Source organism: Streptomyces fradiae ATCC 10745 = DSM 40063 (assembly GCF_008704425.1).
Lineage (GTDB): Bacteria > Actinomycetota > Actinomycetes > Streptomycetales > Streptomycetaceae > Streptomyces > Streptomyces fradiae.
This window is the reverse complement of the sequence record NZ_CP023696.1, coordinates 5,807,065-5,824,947: the sequence shown is the minus strand read 5'-3', so window position 1 is coordinate 5,824,947 and position 17,883 is coordinate 5,807,065. Positions and strand designations below refer to the sequence as shown.

The 17,883-nt window shown below is 77.1% G+C and carries 13 protein-coding genes; 10 read left to right on the top strand and 3 right to left on the bottom strand.

Going from position 1 to position 17,883, the window contains the following annotated elements; genetic code table 11:
• Positions 1 to 85: 85 nt before the first annotated feature.
• Positions 86 to 442, bottom strand: a complete 357-nt coding sequence (locus tag CP974_RS25480) for a hypothetical protein (protein ID WP_031136243.1) — start codon at positions 440 to 442, stop codon at positions 86 to 88.
• Positions 443 to 449: 7 nt separating this feature from the next.
• A complete protein-coding gene (locus tag CP974_RS25475) occupies positions 450 to 728 on the bottom strand; it encodes a hypothetical protein (RefSeq protein ID WP_031136241.1) in 279 nt (92 codons plus the stop codon).
• 423 nt (positions 729 to 1,151) lie between these two features.
• On the opposite strand from CP974_RS25475, the gene CP974_RS25470 reads away from it, so the two are divergent.
• From CP974_RS25470 to CP974_RS25425, 10 genes are all read left to right on the top strand, one after another.
• Entirely contained in the window at positions 1,152 to 2,492 is a 1,341-nt protein-coding gene (locus tag CP974_RS25470; RefSeq protein WP_037939635.1) for a diaminobutyrate--2-oxoglutarate transaminase family protein, read from the top strand.
• A 317-nt stretch (positions 2,493 to 2,809) separates the two neighbouring features.
• Positions 2,810 to 4,420 (top strand): pyridoxal phosphate-dependent decarboxylase family protein, encoded by a 1,611-nt coding sequence (locus CP974_RS25465; protein ID WP_051839572.1) that lies wholly within the window; start codon positions 2,810 to 2,812, stop codon positions 4,418 to 4,420.
• On the top strand, positions 4,417 to 5,838 hold the full coding sequence (locus CP974_RS25460; protein WP_078915684.1) for a lysine N(6)-hydroxylase/L-ornithine N(5)-oxygenase family protein: 1,422 nt from the start codon (positions 4,417 to 4,419) through the stop codon (positions 5,836 to 5,838). The genes CP974_RS25465 and CP974_RS25460 overlap by 4 nt, the downstream gene beginning before the upstream one ends.
• A complete protein-coding gene (locus CP974_RS25455; RefSeq protein WP_037938195.1) occupies positions 5,835 to 7,616 on the top strand; it encodes an IucA/IucC family protein in 1,782 nt (593 codons plus the stop codon). The genes CP974_RS25460 and CP974_RS25455 overlap by 4 nt, the downstream gene beginning before the upstream one ends.
• Entirely contained in the window at positions 7,613 to 8,161 is a 549-nt protein-coding gene (locus tag CP974_RS25450; protein ID WP_051839570.1) for a GNAT family N-acetyltransferase, read from the top strand. The genes CP974_RS25455 and CP974_RS25450 overlap by 4 nt, the downstream gene beginning before the upstream one ends.
• Positions 8,158 to 9,420: a hypothetical protein gene (locus tag CP974_RS25445; RefSeq protein ID WP_031132795.1), complete on the top strand. Its 1,263-nt coding sequence runs from the start codon at positions 8,158 to 8,160 to the stop codon at positions 9,418 to 9,420. Before CP974_RS25450 ends, CP974_RS25445 begins: the two co-directional genes overlap by 4 nt.
• 180 nt (positions 9,421 to 9,600) lie before the next feature.
• Positions 9,601 to 11,448: an IucA/IucC family protein gene (locus CP974_RS25440; RefSeq protein WP_031132793.1), complete on the top strand. Its 1,848-nt coding sequence runs from the start codon at positions 9,601 to 9,603 to the stop codon at positions 11,446 to 11,448.
• The gene (locus CP974_RS25435; protein ID WP_031132791.1) at positions 11,445 to 12,248 is read left to right on the top strand and encodes an ABC transporter ATP-binding protein; all 804 of its coding nucleotides are present in this window, start codon (positions 11,445 to 11,447) and stop codon (positions 12,246 to 12,248) included. Before CP974_RS25440 ends, CP974_RS25435 begins: the two co-directional genes overlap by 4 nt.
• A 332-nt stretch (positions 12,249 to 12,580) precedes the next feature.
• Complete coding sequence (locus CP974_RS25430; protein WP_078915683.1) at positions 12,581 to 13,639, top strand: ABC transporter substrate-binding protein; 1,059 nt, start codon at positions 12,581 to 12,583, stop codon at positions 13,637 to 13,639.
• The gene (locus CP974_RS25425; RefSeq protein ID WP_037938193.1) at positions 13,636 to 15,723 is read left to right on the top strand and encodes an iron ABC transporter permease; all 2,088 of its coding nucleotides are present in this window, start codon (positions 13,636 to 13,638) and stop codon (positions 15,721 to 15,723) included. Before CP974_RS25430 ends, CP974_RS25425 begins: the two co-directional genes overlap by 4 nt.
• 159 nt (positions 15,724 to 15,882) lie before the next feature.
• Here CP974_RS25425 and CP974_RS25420 read toward each other — a convergent pair whose 3' ends face one another.
• A complete protein-coding gene (locus CP974_RS25420) occupies positions 15,883 to 17,799 on the bottom strand; it encodes an SDR family oxidoreductase (protein ID WP_223844443.1) in 1,917 nt (638 codons plus the stop codon).
• Positions 17,800 to 17,883 lie beyond the last annotated feature (84 nt).

The following is a 17,883-nucleotide window of genomic DNA, read 5'->3' as shown; positions in this document are numbered from 1 at the left end:
GCACCCGGCGCGCGGGGCCCCGGCTCCCGGGGCGTCCGGTACCGTCCGGGCCGTGGCGTCCACGGCCCGGACGGCTTCGCGGGGCTCAGCCCGCGAACCAGGGCACCCTGCACACGTGGGGCGCGTTGCCCTCGGGGCACAGCGCCCGCAGGGCGGCCTTGCGGATCGCCCGCCAGGTGCGCAGCGAGCACACCACCGCGACCCGCAGGTCCACGGCCCGCCGGGCGCCGGGGTCCTGCCCCGGGTGCTCGTCGGCCCACTGCTCGGCGAGGAAGTCGTACGCCTCCCCGGCCGTCATCTCACCGGACGGCAGGACGTCCGAGACCGTCACGGCGACGACCCGGGCGCCTCGCGCCCTGGCCTGAGCCTCGACGAGACCGGCGACCCGCGCGGCGTCCCGCTCGTCCGCGTACAGGCCGAAGGCCAGTGTGCGTGTCCTCATGGTGCGCCTACTTCTTGACGCCCTTCTTGGTGCAGTGCTTGGCACGGTAGCCCTTCGGCATCTTGTCGTTGGCGTTCTTGATCGCCGCCTTGTAGGCCGCGTCCGGGGTCTTGCCGGTGCCGGTCGCCTTGAAGAGCCCGTGCCCCGAGGAGTCGGCTATGCGCCACTTGGTGCACTGCACCTCGGCGCGCCACAGCTTGCCGGCCGCCTCGGCCGGCCCCGTGAACCCGACGGCCAGCAGGGCGGCTGCGGCGAGTGCCGAGACCCCGGCTCCGAACTTGCGCATGGTGGTTCCCCCTTGGGACAGCGATGAGGGGACCCGCCGGAAGCGGAGTCCCCGGAAAGTGGTCGTGATCATGAAACACGGGCGGTGAGCGGCCGAGCAAGATCATTTTTGGCCGGGAAGCCGGATGCGCGCCCTCGCGGCCAGGGGACCGCATCGGGACTCGGCGCCCTCGCCGGGGCGACCCGCGCGCATCCCCTGCCGCCGGGATGACCCGCACACACCTCCGGGCCGTCGCGGCAACAGGGGGCGCACGGCGCAGAGTTGGCGCCCCCTCCATGGCGGAACGCGCTACCGCGCACCCTTGATCTCCCCGCAGGTTAGGCTAACCTAACTTCCCGTAGGCGGCGGTGGGCCACCCCCGCCGCGCCTGCCCTGTGCGCGCCTCGCGCGTGACCTCCGCAACACGACCGAAGGGCGTCCGCCATGCCGAACGGTGCGCTGCGCGCCGAGCTCCTCGCGCGCCAGGAGCGACGCGAGTCCTCCGCCCGTACCTACGCCAGCACCCTGCCCCTCGCCCCCGTGCACGCCGCCGGGGCGGTGGTCACCGGCGCTGACGGGCGCACCTACCTGGACTGCCTCTCCGGCGCGGGCACCCTCGCGCTCGGGCACAACCACCCCGCGACCGTCGCGGCCCTCACCTCGCTCCTCGCATCCGGCGCGCCGCTGCACACCCTGGACATGATCACCCCGCAGAAGGACGCGTTCTCGGGGGAGTTGCTCCGGCGCCTGCCGGGCGGGCTGCGGGACCGGGCGCGGCTGCACTTCTGCAGTCCCGCCGGGACGGACGCCGTCGAGGCGGCCCTGAAACTGGCCCGGCACGCCACCGGCCGCCGCGGCGTCGTCGCCTTCACCGGCGCCTACCACGGGATGACGCTCGGCGCCTCCGCCGTGTCCGGCCCACCGCGGATGAGCGGCGCCGTCGGCGCGGACGGCGTCCCGGTGACCCGCCTCCCCTATCCGTACGGGATGCGCTGCCCGTTCGGCACCGGCGACGCCGAGCGGTCCGGGGAGTTGTCGGCGCGGCTGCTGGAGAGCCTGCTGACGGACCCGAGCAGCGGGGTCGGCACCCCGGCGGCGGTCATCCTGGAGGTCGTCCAGGGCGAGGGCGGGGTCGTCGAGGGCCCCGACCGGTGGCTGCGGGAGGTCCGGCGCGTCACCGAGCAGCACGGCGTCGTCCTCGTCGTCGACGAGGTGCAGACCGGCGTCGGGCGCACCGGCCGCTTCTGGGCCTGCGAACGGGCCGGGGTCACCCCCGACGTGCTGGTCACGTCCAAGGCCGTCGGCGGCGGGCTGCCGCTCGCCCTCATCGCGTACCGGCCCGAGCTGGACACCTGGCGCCCCGGCCACCACACGGGGACCTTCCGCGGCAACACGCTCGCCATGGTCGCCGGGGAGATCGCGCTCCGCACGGTCGCCGAGGAGCAACTGGCCGAGCGGGCGCTGAAACTGGGCGAGCGGATCACCCGCGGGCTGCGCGAGGTGGCCGCCTGCGACCCGGGCCTGGGCGAGGTGCGCGGGCGGGGCCTGATGATCGGCGCCGAGCTGGTCGACCGGGACGGCGCCCCCGACCGGTACGGCGTCCCGCCCGGCGATCCCGTCCGCGCCCGCGCCGTCCGCGCGGCCTGCCTGGAGCGCGGGCTCATCCTGGAGCTGGGCGGACGCGACGACACGGTCGTACGGCTGCTGCCGCCGCTGGTCCTCACCGACGAGCAGGCCGACTCCGTCGTGGAACGCCTCGCCGCCGCCCTGGAGAGCACCCGGTGAGCCGCGGCGAGCCGCTCCCCCGCACACCCGCCGCGCCCTCGCCCGGACCGGACGCCGCTCCCTCGCCCGCCCCCGGACAGGCCACTCCCTCGCCCGCCCCCGCACCGGCCGCTCCCACCTCCGCCCCCGCACCGGGCGCTCCCACCTCCGCCCCCGCACCGGGCGCTCCCACCTCCGCCCCCGCACCGGGCGCTCCCACCTCCGCCCCCGCACCGGGCGGCGCCCGGCGGCCCGGCACCGCACCGGCGGACGCTCCCCCGCCCGGGGGCACCCGGCCGCCCGCCCGCCGCGCCGGGCCACCGGTTCCGCCCGGCGAGGTGGACACCGCCGTCGCCGGGGGCGCCCACGGGGCGTACGCCCTGGGGAAGCTGACCTCGGTGGTCCTCGACGCGCTCGCCGAGGGGGCCACCGTCCGGGGCGGCCCCCTGCCCGGCGGCGGACCCGGCGCGGTCGCCGCGCGGTTGCGCGCCGCCTGCGCCCCCGTCCTCCCGGAGCACGGGACGGGCGCCGAGGAGGCCCTGCGCACCGTCGTACGGGCCGTGGCGGAGGGCGCCGCGGACCCGGCCGACCCGTGGTGCACCGCCCATCTGCACTGCCCGCCCCTCGCGGTGGCCGCCGCCGCCGACCTGGCCGCAGCGGCCCTCAACCCCTCGCTGGACTCCTGGGACCAGGCGCCCGCCGCGGCCGTCCTGGAACAGGAGGTCACGGCCGCGCTCGCCGCCCTGGTCTACCCGCGGGCGCCCGCGCCCGACGCGCTCATCACCAGCGGCGGCACCGAGTCGAACCTCGTCGCCCTGCTCCTGGCCCGCGAGCGGGCCCGTGCCGCCGGGGCCCCGGCGCTCCGCGTGGTGTGCGGGGCCGGCGCCCACCACAGCGTGCGGCGGGCCGCCTGGCTGCTGGGCCTGCCCGAGCCCGTCACCGTCGCCTGCCCGGGCGGACGGCTGGACCCGGCCGCCCTGGACCGGGCCCTCGCCCCGCTCGCCCCGCACACCGTCCCGGCGGCAGCCGGCCGGCCGGAGTCCCCGGCGCCCGGCGGGCCGGAGGCGTGCGGCTTACGGGCGGGGCGGAGCGCGTACGGGCCCTCGGGCCCGGCGGCGCCCGGCCGGCCCGCGGCACCCGTCCTGGTGGTGGCCACCGCCGGGACCACCGACGAGGGGCTGATCGACCCGCTGCCCGAGCTGGCGCGGGTGGCGGCCCGGCACGGCGCCGAACTGCACGTGGACGCCGCGTACGGCGGTCCGCTGCTGTTCAGCGACCGGCTGGCGCCGCTCCTGGACGGGCTGGACTCGGCCGTCTCCGTCACCTTCGACCTGCACAAACTGGGCTGGCAACCGGTCGCCGCCGGGGTCCTCGCGGTGTCCGGCACGGATCTGCTCGCCCCGCTCGCGCTGCGCGCCGACTACCTCAACGCCGACGACGACGGCGAGGCCGGCCTGCCCGACCTGCTGGGCCGCTCGCTGCGCACGACCCGCCGCCCCGACGTGCTCAAGATCGCCGCCACACTGCGGGCGCTGGGCCGCACCGGGCTGGGCGCGCTCGTCGAGCACTGCGTGGCCGCCGCGCGGGAGTTCGCCGCGCTGGTCGACGCGCACCCGGCGCTGCGCCGCCGCCCCGGCGAGCCCGGCATCAGCACCGTGCTGTTCCGGCCGGCCGCCGCCGACACGGGCCCGCCCGGCGCGGGCGACGCCCTGGTGGCGGAGGTCCGCCGGCTGCTGCTCGCCGAGGGGCGGGCGGTCGTCGGGCGGGCCGTCGCCGAGGACGCCGACGGCACCCGGCGGCTGTGGCTGAAGGCCACCCTGCTGCACCCGCGGGCCACCGGCGGGGACCTGGCCGGCCTGCTCGACCTGGCCGCCGCGGCCGCGGACCGCGTCGGCGCCCCGCGCGCACCGCACCTCCCGCACGCACCGCATACGGAAGGACCTCGATGACGACCGAGCAAGCCGCCGGGGAACCGCCGACCGCCGACCTGGTCGGCGTGGGCGCCGGGCCGTTCAACCTGTCGCTGGCCGCGCTGGCCGACGGGGTGCCCGGACTCGACGCCGTGTTCCTGGAGCAGCGGACCGCGTTCCGCTGGCACCCCGGCCTGCTGATCGAGGGCGCCACCCTCCAGGTGCCGTTCCTCGCCGACCTGGTGAGCCTCGTCGACCCGACGAGCCGCTGGTCGTTCCTCAACTACGTGCGCGTCCGGGAGCGGCTGTTCCCGTTCTACTTCGCCGAGCGGTTCCACATCCCGCGCGCCGAGTACGACGCGTACTGCCGCTGGGTCAGCGAGGAGCTGCCGTCCCTGCGGTTCGGGCACCGGGCCGACACCGTCCGCTGGGACGCGCGGCGGCGGGTGTTCGAGGTGGGGTTCACCCGCGTCGACGCGGACGGCGCCGCCCTGTCCACCGGCCGGATCCGCGCCCGGCACCTGGCGCTCGGCGTGGGCACCGCACCCCACGTGCCCGCCCCGCTGCGGGAGCTCGCCGCCGACCCGGAGGTCCCGGTGCTGCACTCCGCCGACTACCTCGCCCACCGCGAGCGGCTGCGCGCCGCCCGGCACGTGACCGTCGTCGGCGCCGGGCAGTCGGGTGCCGAGGTCCTGCTCGACCTGCTGCGGGCCAGGCCCGAGGGCCGGGAGGGGCTGACATGGCTCGCCCGCACCCGGGCGTTCGCGCCCATGGAGTACAGCAAGATCGGCCTGGAGCACTTCACGCCCGACTACACCCGCTACTTCCACGGCCTGCCGGAGGCCGCCCGCGACCGGCTGCTGCCCGCCCAGTGGCAGCTCTACAAGGGCGTCAGCGCCGGGACGCTCTCCGACATCCACGACGAGCTGTACCGGCGGGCCCTCGCGGGCGGCTGGCCCGACGTCGCCCTGACGCCCGGTGTCGCCGTCACCGCCGCCGAGCGGCGCGGCGGGCGGGTGCGCCTGGCGCTGGAGCACGCGGAGGAGGGGTCTCGGGCCGTGCTCGCCACCGACGCCGTGGTCCTCGCCACCGGGTACGCGCGGCGGCCCGTCGACCGCCTGCTGAACGCGCTCGGCCCGCACCTGGCCCGCGACGGCTCCGGCCGCCCCCTGGTCGGCCCCGACCAGCGGCTCGTCCTCGGCGACGAGGTCGGCGGCGCCGTCTTCGTGCAGAACGCCGAGCAGCACACCCACGGGGTCGGCACGCCCGACCTCGGCCTGGCCGCGTGGCGGTCCGCCGTCATCCTCAACGCGCTGACCGGCCGGGACGCCTATCCGCTGCCCCGCCGCACGGCGTTCACCACCTTCGGCCTCACCGGCCACCACCGCACCGCCCCCGACCACGCGGCCTCTCCCTCCCCCGGCCGCGGCCACGACGACCGGAAAGAGTGCGCATGAGCCAGACCCAGCCCCTGGACCCCGCCGCGGAGGCCGACCGGGCCGCCGTCGACAACCTGCTGCGCTGCTGGGTGCGGGAGACCGGTGTGGAGCGGCCCGCCGACGGCGTGCTGCGCCTGGAGCTCGCCGCCGCCGGCACGGCGGTGGAGGCCCCCGTGCGGTACTGGTCAGCCGTCGGCTGGCACCGGTTCGGGACCGCCCGGCTGCCCTCGGGCGCCCCCGCCTGCGCCACGGCGCTGGCCGCGCTGCTGGGGGTGGAGGCCGCGGGCGGCGACCCGGAGTCGGTGGCGGACCTGACGGGGCGGGTCGCCGACTCGGTACGGCGCGTCACCGGCTTCGTACGGGCGCGGGCCGCCGTCCCCGGCGACCCGGCGGGCACGACGCCGTTCCTCGCCGCCGAGCAGGCGCTGCTGACCGGGCACCCGCTGCATCCGACGCCCAAGAGCCGCGAGGGGCTCACGGAGGCGGAGGGGGCCCGCTACTCGCCCGAGACGCGCGGCGCGTTCCCGCTGCACTGGTTCGCCGCCGACCCGGCCGTCGTCAGCTCCGACTCCTCCCTCGGCCGGAGCGCCGCGGACCTCCTCGCCTCCCTCGCCGGGGACGCCCCGGCCCGGCCCGGGGGCACCGTCCTCGTCCCGGCCCACCCGTGGCAGGCGCGGGACGCCGTGCACCGGCCCGCCGTCCGGGCGCTCCTCGACGCGGGGCTCCTGCACGACCTGGGCCCCGCCGGACCGGCGTGGTCGCCCACGTCGTCCGTGCGCACGGTCTACCGGGCCGACGCGCCCGTGATGCTGAAGTTCTCGCTGGGCCTGCGGATCACCAACTCGCGGCGCGAGAACATGCGCGCGGAGCTGCACCGGGGCCTCGCCGTGGACCGGCTTCTCACCGCCGGGCTGGAAGGGGCCCTCCAGGCCGCGCACCCCGGTTTCGGGATCGTCCGCGACCCGGCGTGGCTCGCCGTGGACCCCGCACCGGTCGGCACCGGGCACGGGAGCGGCGGGGGCGAGGGCGAGGGCGGGAGCGGCGGCGGCGGCGGCGAGGACGGTACGGGCCTCGACGTCGTGGTCCGCGCCAACCCGTTCGCCGCGGGCGCGGCGCCGCAGGCCCTGTGCGTGGCCGGGCTGGTGGCGCCCCGGCCCGACCTGCCCGGCGGGCGCTCGCACCTGGCGGCGCTCGTGCACGCCCTGGCCGAGCGGACGGGCCGGCCGGTCGCCGAGGCCGCGGAGGAGTGGTTCACCCGCTACACCCGGCACGTCGTCGCCCCGGTGCTGTGGCTGCACGCCGTGTACGGGCTGGGCCTGGAGGCCCACCAGCAGAACACCCTGGTCGTCCTCGACGCGGACGGCCTGCCCGCGGGCGGGCGGTACCGGGACAACCAGGGCTACTACTTCTCCCCCGCCCGCAGCGGCGCCCTGTACCGGTGGGTGCCGGGCGTCGGCCGGGACCTCGGCACGTACGCCGCCGACGAGGTGATCGACGAGCGGCTCGCCTACTACGTCGGCGTCAACAACCTGCTCGGTGTGGTCGGCGCGCTCGGCTCGCAGGGCCTCGCCGACGAGGCGCGGCTGCTCGCCGTCGCCGACCGGTTCCTCGCCGGGGCCGCCGCCGAGCACGGCGACCGGCTGCGGCTCGCCTCGCTGCTGCGGGACGAGCCGGTGCTGCGCTGCAAGGCGAACCTGCTGACGCGGGTGCGCGGCATGGACGAGCTGACCGGCCCGCTGGAGGCCCAGTCGGTCTACGTGGACATCGCCAACCCCCTGGTGGAGGTGCGCAAGTGACGGGTGAGGCCCTGGTCGTCTCCGAGGCGGTGCCGGACGTGGGCGCGTTCACGCTGCGGGCGGTCGACCCGGCCGCGGACGCGGAGCTGGTCCACGGCTGGATGAACGACCCGGAGGTGGCCGCGTTCTGGGAGCTGGCGCAGCCGGCGGAGCGGATCGGCGCGTACCTGCGGGAGCAGGTGGGCAGCGCGCACTCCACCCCGTACGTGGGCTGCGCCGACGGGGTGCCGATGAGCTACTGGGAGGTGTACCGGGCCGACCTGGACCCGCTGCGCCACCACTACCCGGCCCGGCCGCGGGACGTCGGGGTGCACCTGCTGCTCGGCCCGTCCGCGTACCGGGGGCGGGGTCTCGGCGCGGTGCTGCTGCGGGAGGTCGCGCAGTGGCTGCTGCGCACCGACGTGTACGCCGAGCGGGTCGTCGCCGAGCCGGACGTCCGCAACGAGCGGTCGGTGCGCGTCTTCGAGCGGGCCGGCTTCCGGCTGCTGCGCCAGATCGAACTGCCGGGGAAGCGGGCGGCCTTCATGGTCCGTGAGCGTGCGTGAGCACGGGGGCGCGGGGGCGCCCGGTGCTGCTGGCGGCGGCGGGGCTGCACATGGTGACCCAGTCGGCGCTGGCCCCGTTCTACCCGGCGCTGTTCCGCGCCGCGTACGGGGTGGAGGCGCTGGCCGCGACCGGGGCGTTCCTGGTGGCGTGCCAGGTGGCGGCGGTCGCCGCGCTGCCGCTGTGGGGCCGCGCGCTGCGCCGGGTGCCGCTGGGGCGGCTGGTGACGGCCGGCCAGTCGGCGGCGGTGCTGCTGGCGGCGGGGCTGGTCCTGGCCCCGTCGTACGCGGTGTTCACCGGGGTGTCCGTGCTGCTCGTCGCCGCGAAGGCGGTGGTGCTCCTCGCCTATCCGGGGCTCGCCCGGAGCCACCCGCGCGGGGTGCTGCCCGGTGTGGTGCAGTACGTGGCCGTGCTGCACGGCGCGTCCGTGGTGGCGACGCTGCTGGGCGGGCTCGTCGTGGCGGTGCCCGAGCCGAGGACGGCGCTGCCGCTGCTGGCCCTGCTGGAGGCGGTGCTGCTGGTGGCGTGCCTGCGGGTGCTGCGGCCGGGTGCGGGGCCTCCCGCGTGCGGCGCGGGCACGCCGGCCGGGGCCCCCGGGCCGCCGGTGGGGGGCGCGGTGTGGCGGCCCGCGGTGTACGTGCTGCTGACGACCGTCGCCGTGTACGCGGCGCGGCCGTACTTCACCGAGTACGTGACGGCCGCGGGCGCGTCGGCGGGCGCGGCGGCGGTGCTGTTCGTGCTGCCGCACGCGGCGGTGCTGGCGCTGCTGCCCGCGGCGGCGGCGCTGCGGGCCCGGCTGGGCGGGCGGCTGTTCCGGTACGGGATGCTCGTCGCCGCGGCGGGGCTCGCCGCGCAGGCGGCCGTCACGGAGCCGGTATGGCTGGCCGCGGCGCGGCTGGTGTTCGGGGCGGGGCTGGCGCTGGGCCAGGTCGCCCTGGACGAGCGGGTCGTGGCGGCGAGCGGGTCGGGGGCGGCGTACAGCCTGATAGCGGTGGGGCAGACGGCGGGCCTGCTGCTGGCCCCCCTGATCGCCACCGGCGCGGCCACGGCCGCCCTGTGGGCCCCCCTCCTCACGGGCGGCGCCCTCCTGGCCGCCTTGGCCCTGACGGCCCCGGCCCTGGGAGGGGAGGGCCGCGCACCTGATGCGCGAGTGGAGCCGAAGGGGCGCGCGGGTGCCGGGAGGCCGATCGCGCGGAGGCACGCAGTGCTGAGCACGTTCGGTCGCCCGGCATCCGCTCACAGCGCCCCGGAGGCGGAATGAGCCGAAACAGAGCAGCACGCAGTGCTGAGCACGTTCGGCCGCCCGGGACTCGCTCACAGCGCCCGGAGGCGCAACGAGCCGAAACAGAGCAGCACGCAGTGCTGAGCACGTTCGGTCGTCCGGGACCCGCTCACAGCGCCCGGAGGCGCAACGAGCCGAACAAGAGAGAGGAACCCCTGTATGACTGACGGCCACCACCCCGTCCCCGAACTCGCCGACGTCTCACCGGAGTCGTGGCGGGAGGCGAACCGCAGGCTGCTGGCGAAGACCCTGTCGGAGTTCGCCTTCGAGGAGCTGATCACACCGCTGGAGCTGGAGGGAAGGGGAGAAGGAGAGGACGAGGACGAGGGCGGAGGCGGGGGCGCGGGCCGGTACCGGGTCGACCTGGACAGCGGTGTCTCGTACGCGTTCTCCGCGACGCGCGGGGCGCTGGGGTCGTGGCGGGTCGCCGGGGACTCGGTGACGCGTGGCGCGGCGGGGCTGCTGGGCAACGAGATCGAGACGCCCGCGTGGGACGTGCAGCGGTTCCTGGTGGACTGCGCGGGCACGATAGGCACCGACGCGCCGACGCTCGGGATGTACCTGACGGAGGTGTCGGCGACGCTCGCCGTGGACGCGGCCCGCGTCGAGCACGGCGGGCGGACCGCCGCCGAGCTGCGGGAGCTGGACCACGCGGAGCTGGAGTGCGCGATGACGGGCCATCCGACGCTCGTCGCGAACAAGGGCCGAATCGGCTTCTCCGCCTCGGACGTGCGGGCGTACGCGCCGGAGGCGGGGCGGCCGGTGGCGCTGAAGTGGATCGCCGTGCACCGGGGCCTCGGGGAGTTCCGGGGCGTGCCGGGCCTGAGCGAGCGGGCGGTCGTCGGGCACGAGCTGGACGCGGGGACGGTCGCCGCGTTCCGGGCGCGGGTGGAGGCGGCCGGCGGCGACCCGGACGCGTACGTGTGGATGCCGGTCCATCCCTGGCAGTGGGACCACGCGGTGCAGGTGCTGTTCGCCGGGGAGGTCGCGCAGCGGCGGATCGTCCCGCTCGGGGACAGTGCCGACGTGTACCTGCCGCAGCAGTCGGTGCGGACGATGACGAACGTGTCGGACCGCGGCAGGTACGACGTCAAGCTCCCGCTGAAGATCGTCAACACGCTGATCTGGCGGGGCATCCCTCCGCACTGCACGCAGGGCGCGCCGCTGACCACGCAGTGGCTGACGGGCCTGCTCGGCCGGGACGGGCTGCTGCGCGACGAACTGCGGACGGTGTTCCTGGGCGAGGTCGCCTCGGTGACGGTCCGCCACCCGTACCTGGACCGGGTGCCCGACATGCCGTACCAGCACCTGGAGACGCTGGGCTGCATCTGGCGGGAGTCGGTGTCGTCGCGGAAGGACGAGGGCGAGCGGGTCCGGACCTTCGCGTCGCTGCTGTACGTGGACGAGCAGGGCACGTCGTTCGCGGCGGAGCTGGCCCGCGCGTCGGGGCTGCCCGCCGAGGAGTGGCTGTCCCGGCTGTTCGAGACGGTGCTGCACCCGGTGCTGCACGTGATGTACACGTACGGCATCACCTTCAACCCGCACGGCCAGAACACCCTCGTCGGGTACGACGCGGACGACGTGCCCCGGCGGCTGTTCCTGAAGGACTTCGTGGACGACGTGTCCGTGTCGCACACGCCCGTCCCGGAGCGCGGGCCCGAGCCGGACGGCCACGACCACGTGCTGCCCCGCAAGAACCCGGTCGTGATCCGCCAGCACGTCGTGGACCAGCTCCTGCTGGGGCACTTCCGCTACCTGGCGCCGCTCGCCGCGGAGCAGATGGGCGTGGACGAGGAGCGGTTCTGGCGGCTGGTGCGTGAGGCGGTCGTGTCGTACCAGCGGCGGTTCCCGGAGCGGAAGGACCGGTACGCCGAGTACGACATGCTCGCGGCGGAGTTCCCGCGCTATCCGTTCAACACGGACCGGCTGGTCGTCACCCGCTACGTCGACCGGGCGCTGCGGCACGCGCTGCGCCCGAACGGCACCGTCCCCAACCCGCTGTCGTGAGCGTGGAGATCAGCGCGCGGGAGCTGACGCTGGGGCACGGGGGCGAGCCGGTCGTGCGGGGGGTGGACGTGACGCCGGCACCGGGCGCGGTGACCGCGCTCGTCGGCCCGAACGGTTCGGGCAAGTCGACGCTGCTGCGGGCGCTGGCGCGGCTGCACTCCCCGGACGGGGGCCGGATCGTGCTGGACGGGCGGGACCTCGCCGCGTACCGGCCGCGGGAGCTGGCGCGGAGGCTGAGCTTCCTGACGCAGTCGCCCCTCGTGCCCGCCGGGGTGACCGTGGAGGAGCTGGTGGCGTACGGCCGCCATCCGCACAGGGGCCTGCTGGCGCGGGACGGCGACGGGGACCGGGAGGCGGTCTCCTGGGCGCTGGACGCCACGAACCTGCGGCCGCTGGCGGAGCGCACCCTGGACCGGCTGTCGGGGGGCGAGCGGCAGCGGGCGTGGATCGCGATGGCGCTGGCCCAGCGGACGGGCCTGCTGCTGCTGGACGAACCGACGACGTACCTCGACATCCGGTACCAGATCGAGGTGCTGCGGCTGGTGCGGCGGCTGGCGGACGAGCACGGCATCACCGTGGTGGTGGTGCTGCACGAGCTGAACCAGGCGGCCGCGTTCGCCGACGCGATGGTGGTGCTGGCGGGGGGCCGGATCGTCGCGTCGGGGCCGCCGGCCGAGGCGCTGACGGAGGAGACCGTGCGGACCGCCTTCCGGATCGACACGACGGTCACCGTCGACCCCCGTACGGGGGTGCCGACCTGTCTGCCGACGTGGCGCGAGCCGTCGCCCGCGGTCACCTGACCACCCCCCGCGAGCACCGCCCGGCCGCACGCCCCGCACGCCCCGTGCGACCGGCCCCCGCACGCCCCGTGCGACCGGCACACCCTGCACGCCCCGCACGACCGGCACGCCCCGCACGACCCGCACGCCCCGCGCACCTCGCACGCCTCGCACGACCCGCACGCCTCGCGCGACCCGGCCGCCTCGCGCGACCCGGCCGCACGTCCGTGCGACCGGCCGTACCACCGGTTCGCCCCGTCGCGCCGCGCCCCCGGTCACCGCACGCCGCCCTGTCGGGCCATGCGGCGTATGCCCGGGGTCGAACCGGCCCATCGAGCGAAGGGACCTCACGTATGCGCACTCCACCAAGGACCAGCACGGCCCGCACCGCCAGCACGGGCCACACCGGCCACACCGGCCACACGGGCCGCACGGGCCGCCCGGCCCTCGCCGGCCTCCTCGCCGCCGCGGCGCTCGCCGTCACCGCCGCCGGCTGCGGGTCCGCCGCCGAGGAGGCCGGCGGCGGCTCCCCCGCCGGGGACGGGGGCGGGGGCGGTGTCACCGTCACCCACCTCAAGGGCTCCACCACGCTGAAGGCGCCCGCGCGGAAGGTCGTCGCCCTGGAGTGGACCTACGCCGAGGACCTGCTGGCCCTCGGGGTGTCCCCCGCCGGGGTCGCCGACGTCGAGGGCTACGGCCAGTGGGTCACCGGCGGGCCCCGCTTCGGCGCGGACGTCAGGGACGTCGGCACCCGTCAGGCGCCCAGCCTGGAGACGATCAAGGCGCTGAAGCCCGACCTGATCATCACCTCCAAGGTGCGTTCCGAGGCCAACTACGCACAGCTGAACGAGATCGCGCCGACGCTGATGTTCGACCCGTACTCCGCGGACGGCGAGTACGAGGAGATGCGGGCCACGCTGAAGACCATCGGCACGGCGGTCGGCAGGCCGGAGGCGGCCGACACGGCGCTGAAGGAGCTCGACGCGAAGATCGGCGCGGCGAAGCGGAAGCTGGACGCGGCGGGCGAGGGCGGCACCGAGGTCACCGTCGCCCGCGGCTACACCACCGACGGCGCCGCCGTCGTGGAGGTCCTCACCGGCTCCACCATCCCCGGCGGGCTGCTGCCGCGACTGGGCCTGCGGAACGCGTGGCGGGGGCAGGCCGACGCGTACGGGATGAGCAAGGTGGACATCGAGGGCCTCAAGCCCGTGGAGAAGTCCAGCCTGCTGTACGTCGCCGCACGGAACGACGACGTGTTCGCCACCGCGCTGCCGAAGAACGCCCTGTGGCGGAACCTGGACTTCGCGAAGAACGACCGGGTCCACGCCCTCGACCCGGGCACCTGGTTCTTCGGCGGCCCGTACTCGACCGCCCGGGTCGCCGACGAGATCGCGGACGCGCTCACCTCATGACCGGGATCGCCACACGCCCCGCGGAAGGCCGGCGGGACGCCGGGCCGGGCCGGACCGGGAAGGCCGAGCGCCTCCCGGCCGGCCCCGCCGCGGTCGTCGCGGGCGGGGTGCTCGCCCTGCTCGCGGTGTCCGCGGCCCACCTCGGGTACGGGCGCGGCGACATCGGCCATGGGGACCTGCTGCGGCTGCTCGCGGGCGGCGGGGACGCCGACACGTGGTCGGTGCTGCTCGGCGGGCGGCTGCCGCGCACCCTGGCCGGGCTGGTCGCGGGCGCGGCGCTGGCCGTCGCCGGGTGCCTGCTCCAGTCGTCGGTGCGCAACCCGCTGGCCTCGCCCGACACGCTCGGGGTGACAGCGGGCACCTATCTGGCGGTCACCGTCAGCGCGATCACCGGCTTCTCGCCGGGCGACCTGCCGCGCGGCGGGGTCGCCTTCGCCGGCGGGCTGCTGGCGGCGGCGCTCGTCCACACCGTGGCCGGCGGGTCGCGGGGGCGGCCCGCCCACCTGGTGCTGGCGGGGGTGTCGGTGACGCTGGCGCTGTCCAGCGTGACGGCGGTGCTGGTGGTGCTCTTCCAGGAGGAGACCGGCGCGGTGTTCTTCTGGGGGCACGGGTCCCTCGCCGTCGCCGACAGCGCGCGGTCCTTGACGGTGCTACCGCTGCTGGCCGCCGGGCTCGGCGGCGGACTGCTGCTGGCCCGGACGCTCGACATCCTGGGCACCGGGGACGAGACGGCCCGCGGGCTGGGCGTGCCGGTCGGCCGGGTGCGGCTGACGGCGGTGCTGCTGTCGGTGCTGCTGACGGCGTGCGCGGTCGCGGTGACCGGCCCGATCGGCTTCGTCGGCCTGGCCGCCCCGCACCTGGTGCGGCTCGCCGGGGTGCGACGGCACGTCGTCCTGCTGCCCGCGGCGGCCCTGTGGGGTGCCACGCTGCTGCTCGCCGCGGACCTGCTGGCGCGGGTCACCTCGCCGACCGGCAACGAGGTCGCGGCCGGCGTGGTGACGGCCCTGTTCGGCGCGCCGCTGTTCCTGTGGCTGGCGCGGCGGCTGCCGTCGGAGCCGGTCGCGCCCGGCACGGTGATGCCCGGTCGGCGCGGCCGGCGGCTGCCGTACCCGCCGCTGCTGGCGGGCGGGGCCGCCGTGGTGGCGGCGCTGCTGGCGGGCGGACTGGTGCTGGGCGACATCGCCGTGCCGGTCGCGGACCTGCCGGGGCTGCTGGCGGGCGGCGGCGACGAACTGCTGCGGGGCGTGGTGCTGGAGTACCGGCTGCCGCGGCTGCTGGTGGCGGCGCTGGCGGGCGCGCTGCTGGCGGTGGCGGGCGGCATCGTGCAGACCGTGTCGCGCAACCCGCTCGCCGACCTGACGGTGATGGGCGTCAGCGGCGGGGCCGGGTTCGGGGCGGCGCTGGTGCTGGTGGCGCTGCCGGCCGTGCCGTACGCGTTGCTGCCGGTGGCGGCGCTGCTGGGCGGCACGGCGGCGTTCGCGCTGACGTACGGGCTGTCGCTGCGGAAGGGGTCGGTGGCGCCGGAGCGGCTGGTGCTGGTCGGCATCGGCACGTTCGCGCTGACCTCGGCGGCCACCGACTACCTGGTGGTGGGGGCGCGTTTCCAGGTGGCGCAGGCGCTGACGTGGCTGTCGGGCTCGACGTACGCGCGGGACGCGACGGACCTGTCGGTGCTGGCCGGGGCGGCGGCCGTGGGCGTACCGCTGCTGGTGGTGTCCTTCCGGCGGCTGGACCTGCTGGCGCTGGGCGAGGACACGCCCCGCACGCTGGGGGTGCCGCTGGAGCGGACCCGGCTCGCGGTGCTGGTCCTGGCGGTGGCGCTGGCGGCGTGCGCGGTCGCGGTGGTCGGCACGGTCGCGTTCGTCGGCCTGGTGGCCCCGCACGCGGCGCGGATGCTGGTCGGCTCGCGGGCCCACCGGCTGCTGCCGGTGGCGGGGCTGCTGGGCGCGGCCCTGATGATCGCCGCGGACACGGTGGGGCGCACCGCCATCGCCCCCGCCGAGATCCCGTCGGGCCTGCTGGCGGCCCTGATCGGCACCCCGTACTTCGTCTGGCAACTCCGCCGCGGCCACCGGGGGGCCTGAGGGACCCTCCGGCCCGTCGCGGCATGGCGCCCGACGGGCCGGAGGGTCCCGTCCCGCGATGGGCGCGGCGGAGCGCCGGACGGGCGGCAAGCGGTCCGGCGGCGGGCGGGGGCCCGGGGGCGGTCCCGTAGCGGAGGTCCGTGCCGTACGAGGGCCCGGTCAGTGGGGCGTTGTCGTCGGGTCCGCGTTCGTGGCCCGGTCCGTGTCCGGGTTCGCACCGGTGGCGAGGTCGGGGGTCGGCTTCTCGGCGGCTTTGGTGATGTTGCGGGCCATGCCGCCGAAGACGACGGCGTGGAAGGGCGCCACGCTCCACCAGTAGGCGTGGCCGAGCAGTCCGCGCGGGTGGAACAGGGCCCGCTGCCGGTAGCGGGTGCGGCCCCGCTCGTCGCGCTCGGCGTACATCTCCAGCCAGGCGAGGCCGGGCAGCCGCATCTCGGCGCGCAGCCGCAGCAGACGGCCCCGCTCGATCTCCTCGACGCGCCAGAAGTCCAGGGAGTCGCCGGCGCGGAGCGTGGCCGCGTCGCGGCGGCCCCGGCGCAGCCCCACCCCGCCGACGAGCCGGTCCAGCCAGCCGCGCACCGCCCAGGCCAGCGGGAAGGAGTACCAGCCGTTGTCGCCGCCGACGCCCTCGATGATCCGCCACAGCCGCTCGGGCGTCGCGTCCACCGGCCGTTCCCGCTCGTCGGTGTAGAGGCTGCCGCCCGCCCAGTCGGGGTCGGTGGGCAGCGGGTCGCTGGGCGCGCCGGGCACGGAGGCCGACGACCAGCGGGTGGCGACGCGCGCCTCCCGCACCCGGCGCACGGCCAGCGCGAGGGCGTCGTCCACGCCGAGCGGCGCGCCGGGCGGGTCGGGGACGTACCGGGCGATGTCGTGCTCGTGGCAGACGACCTCGTGCCGCAGCGAGTCGGCGAGGGGCCGCGCGATGGACGCGGGCACGGGTGTGACGAACCCGACCCAGAGGCTCGACAGCCGCAGGGTGAGCAGCGGCACGGGCAGGATGACGCGCGGCGGGAGCCCGGCGACGGCGGCGTACCGGCGCATCAGGTCGCGGTAGGTGAGCACGTCGGGGCCGCCGATGTCGAAGGAGCGGCTGACCTCCGGCGGCATGGCGGCGCTGCCGACGAGGTAGCGCAGCACGTCGCGCACGGCGATCGGCTGGATGCGGGTGTGCAGCCAGCGCGGGGTCACCATGAACGGGAGGCGTTCGGTGAGGTACCGCAGCATCTCGAACGAGGCGGAGCCGGAGCCGAGGATGACGGCGGCGCGCAGCACGGTGGTGGGGACGCCGGACGCGGCGAGGAGGCGGCCGACCTCGTCGCGGGACCGCAGGTGCGGGGAGAGGTCGCGTTCGGGCACGCCGACCGGGGTGAGGCCGCCGAGGTAGACGAGGCGCCGCACCCCGGCGGCGCGGGCCGCGTCGGCGAAGACGGTGGCGCCCCGGCGGTCGGTGTCCTCGAAGCCGCCGCCGGTGCCGAGCGAGTGGACCAGGTAGTACGCGACGGAGGCGCCGCGCATCGCCTCGCTCACCGACTCCGGGTCGGTCACGTCGCCCCGTACGATCTCGACCCGCCCGGCCCACGGGTGGTCGCGGAGCTTGGCCGGGGTGCGGGCGAGGCAGCGGACCCGGTACCCGGCGTCGAGCAGCTCGGGCACGAGCCGCCCCCCGATGTAGCCGGTCGCCCCGGTGACCAGGCACAGCGCGCCCGCGCCCTCGTCCGGCGGGGTGGGGGCGGCCTCGTCGGCGGCGGTGTCCGGGGAGGGGGCGGCACCGGGAGAGTCCGGGGCGGAAGCGGCGCCGGTCGCGGCGTCAGGGACGGGGCTGTGGGGAGCGTGGGCGCCGGGAGCGGGAGCGGCACCGGGGGTGTCCGGGGCGGCGGGGCGGGGGCCGGGAGCGGGGGTGTCCTGGGCGGCGGGGCGGGGGCCGGGAGCGGGGGCTCCGTCTGGTGCGCCGTGGGTGGCCTCCGCCGGTCCCGGGGTGTCCGGGCGCCTGGTGGAGCCGGGGCCCGGCCGGGCGCCGGGACGGGGCGGGGGGCCCGCGGGGACCGGGTCTCGGGGCGGGGGCTGGTGCTCCGGCATGGGGGCTCCGTCCATCGGGTTCTGCCGCTGCGGGGAGGGTCCTCCCTCCACCGTGTACCGCCTGCCCGGTTTCCGCCCGCCTGG

What these genes read in the sequence shown, in the direction of transcription:
- CP974_RS25420 (WP_223844443.1), bottom strand. Translation starts at nt 17,799, where the DNA reads ATGCCGGAGCACCAGCCCCCGCCCCGAGACCCGGTCCCCGCGGGCCCC.
- CP974_RS25430 (WP_078915683.1), top strand. Translation starts at nt 12,581, where the DNA reads ATGCGCACTCCACCAAGGACCAGCACGGCCCGCACCGCCAGCACGGGC.
- CP974_RS25480 (WP_031136243.1), bottom strand. Translation starts at nt 442, where the DNA reads ATGAGGACACGCACACTGGCCTTCGGCCTGTACGCGGACGAGCGGGAC.
- CP974_RS25425 (WP_037938193.1), top strand. Translation starts at nt 13,636, where the DNA reads ATGACCGGGATCGCCACACGCCCCGCGGAAGGCCGGCGGGACGCCGGG.
- CP974_RS25460 (WP_078915684.1), top strand. Translation starts at nt 4,417, where the DNA reads ATGACGACCGAGCAAGCCGCCGGGGAACCGCCGACCGCCGACCTGGTC.
- CP974_RS25455 (WP_037938195.1), top strand. Translation starts at nt 5,835, where the DNA reads ATGAGCCAGACCCAGCCCCTGGACCCCGCCGCGGAGGCCGACCGGGCC.
- CP974_RS25470 (WP_037939635.1), top strand. Translation starts at nt 1,152, where the DNA reads ATGCCGAACGGTGCGCTGCGCGCCGAGCTCCTCGCGCGCCAGGAGCGA.
- CP974_RS25440 (WP_031132793.1), top strand. Translation starts at nt 9,601, where the DNA reads ATGACTGACGGCCACCACCCCGTCCCCGAACTCGCCGACGTCTCACCG.
- CP974_RS25475 (WP_031136241.1), bottom strand. Translation starts at nt 728, where the DNA reads ATGCGCAAGTTCGGAGCCGGGGTCTCGGCACTCGCCGCAGCCGCCCTG.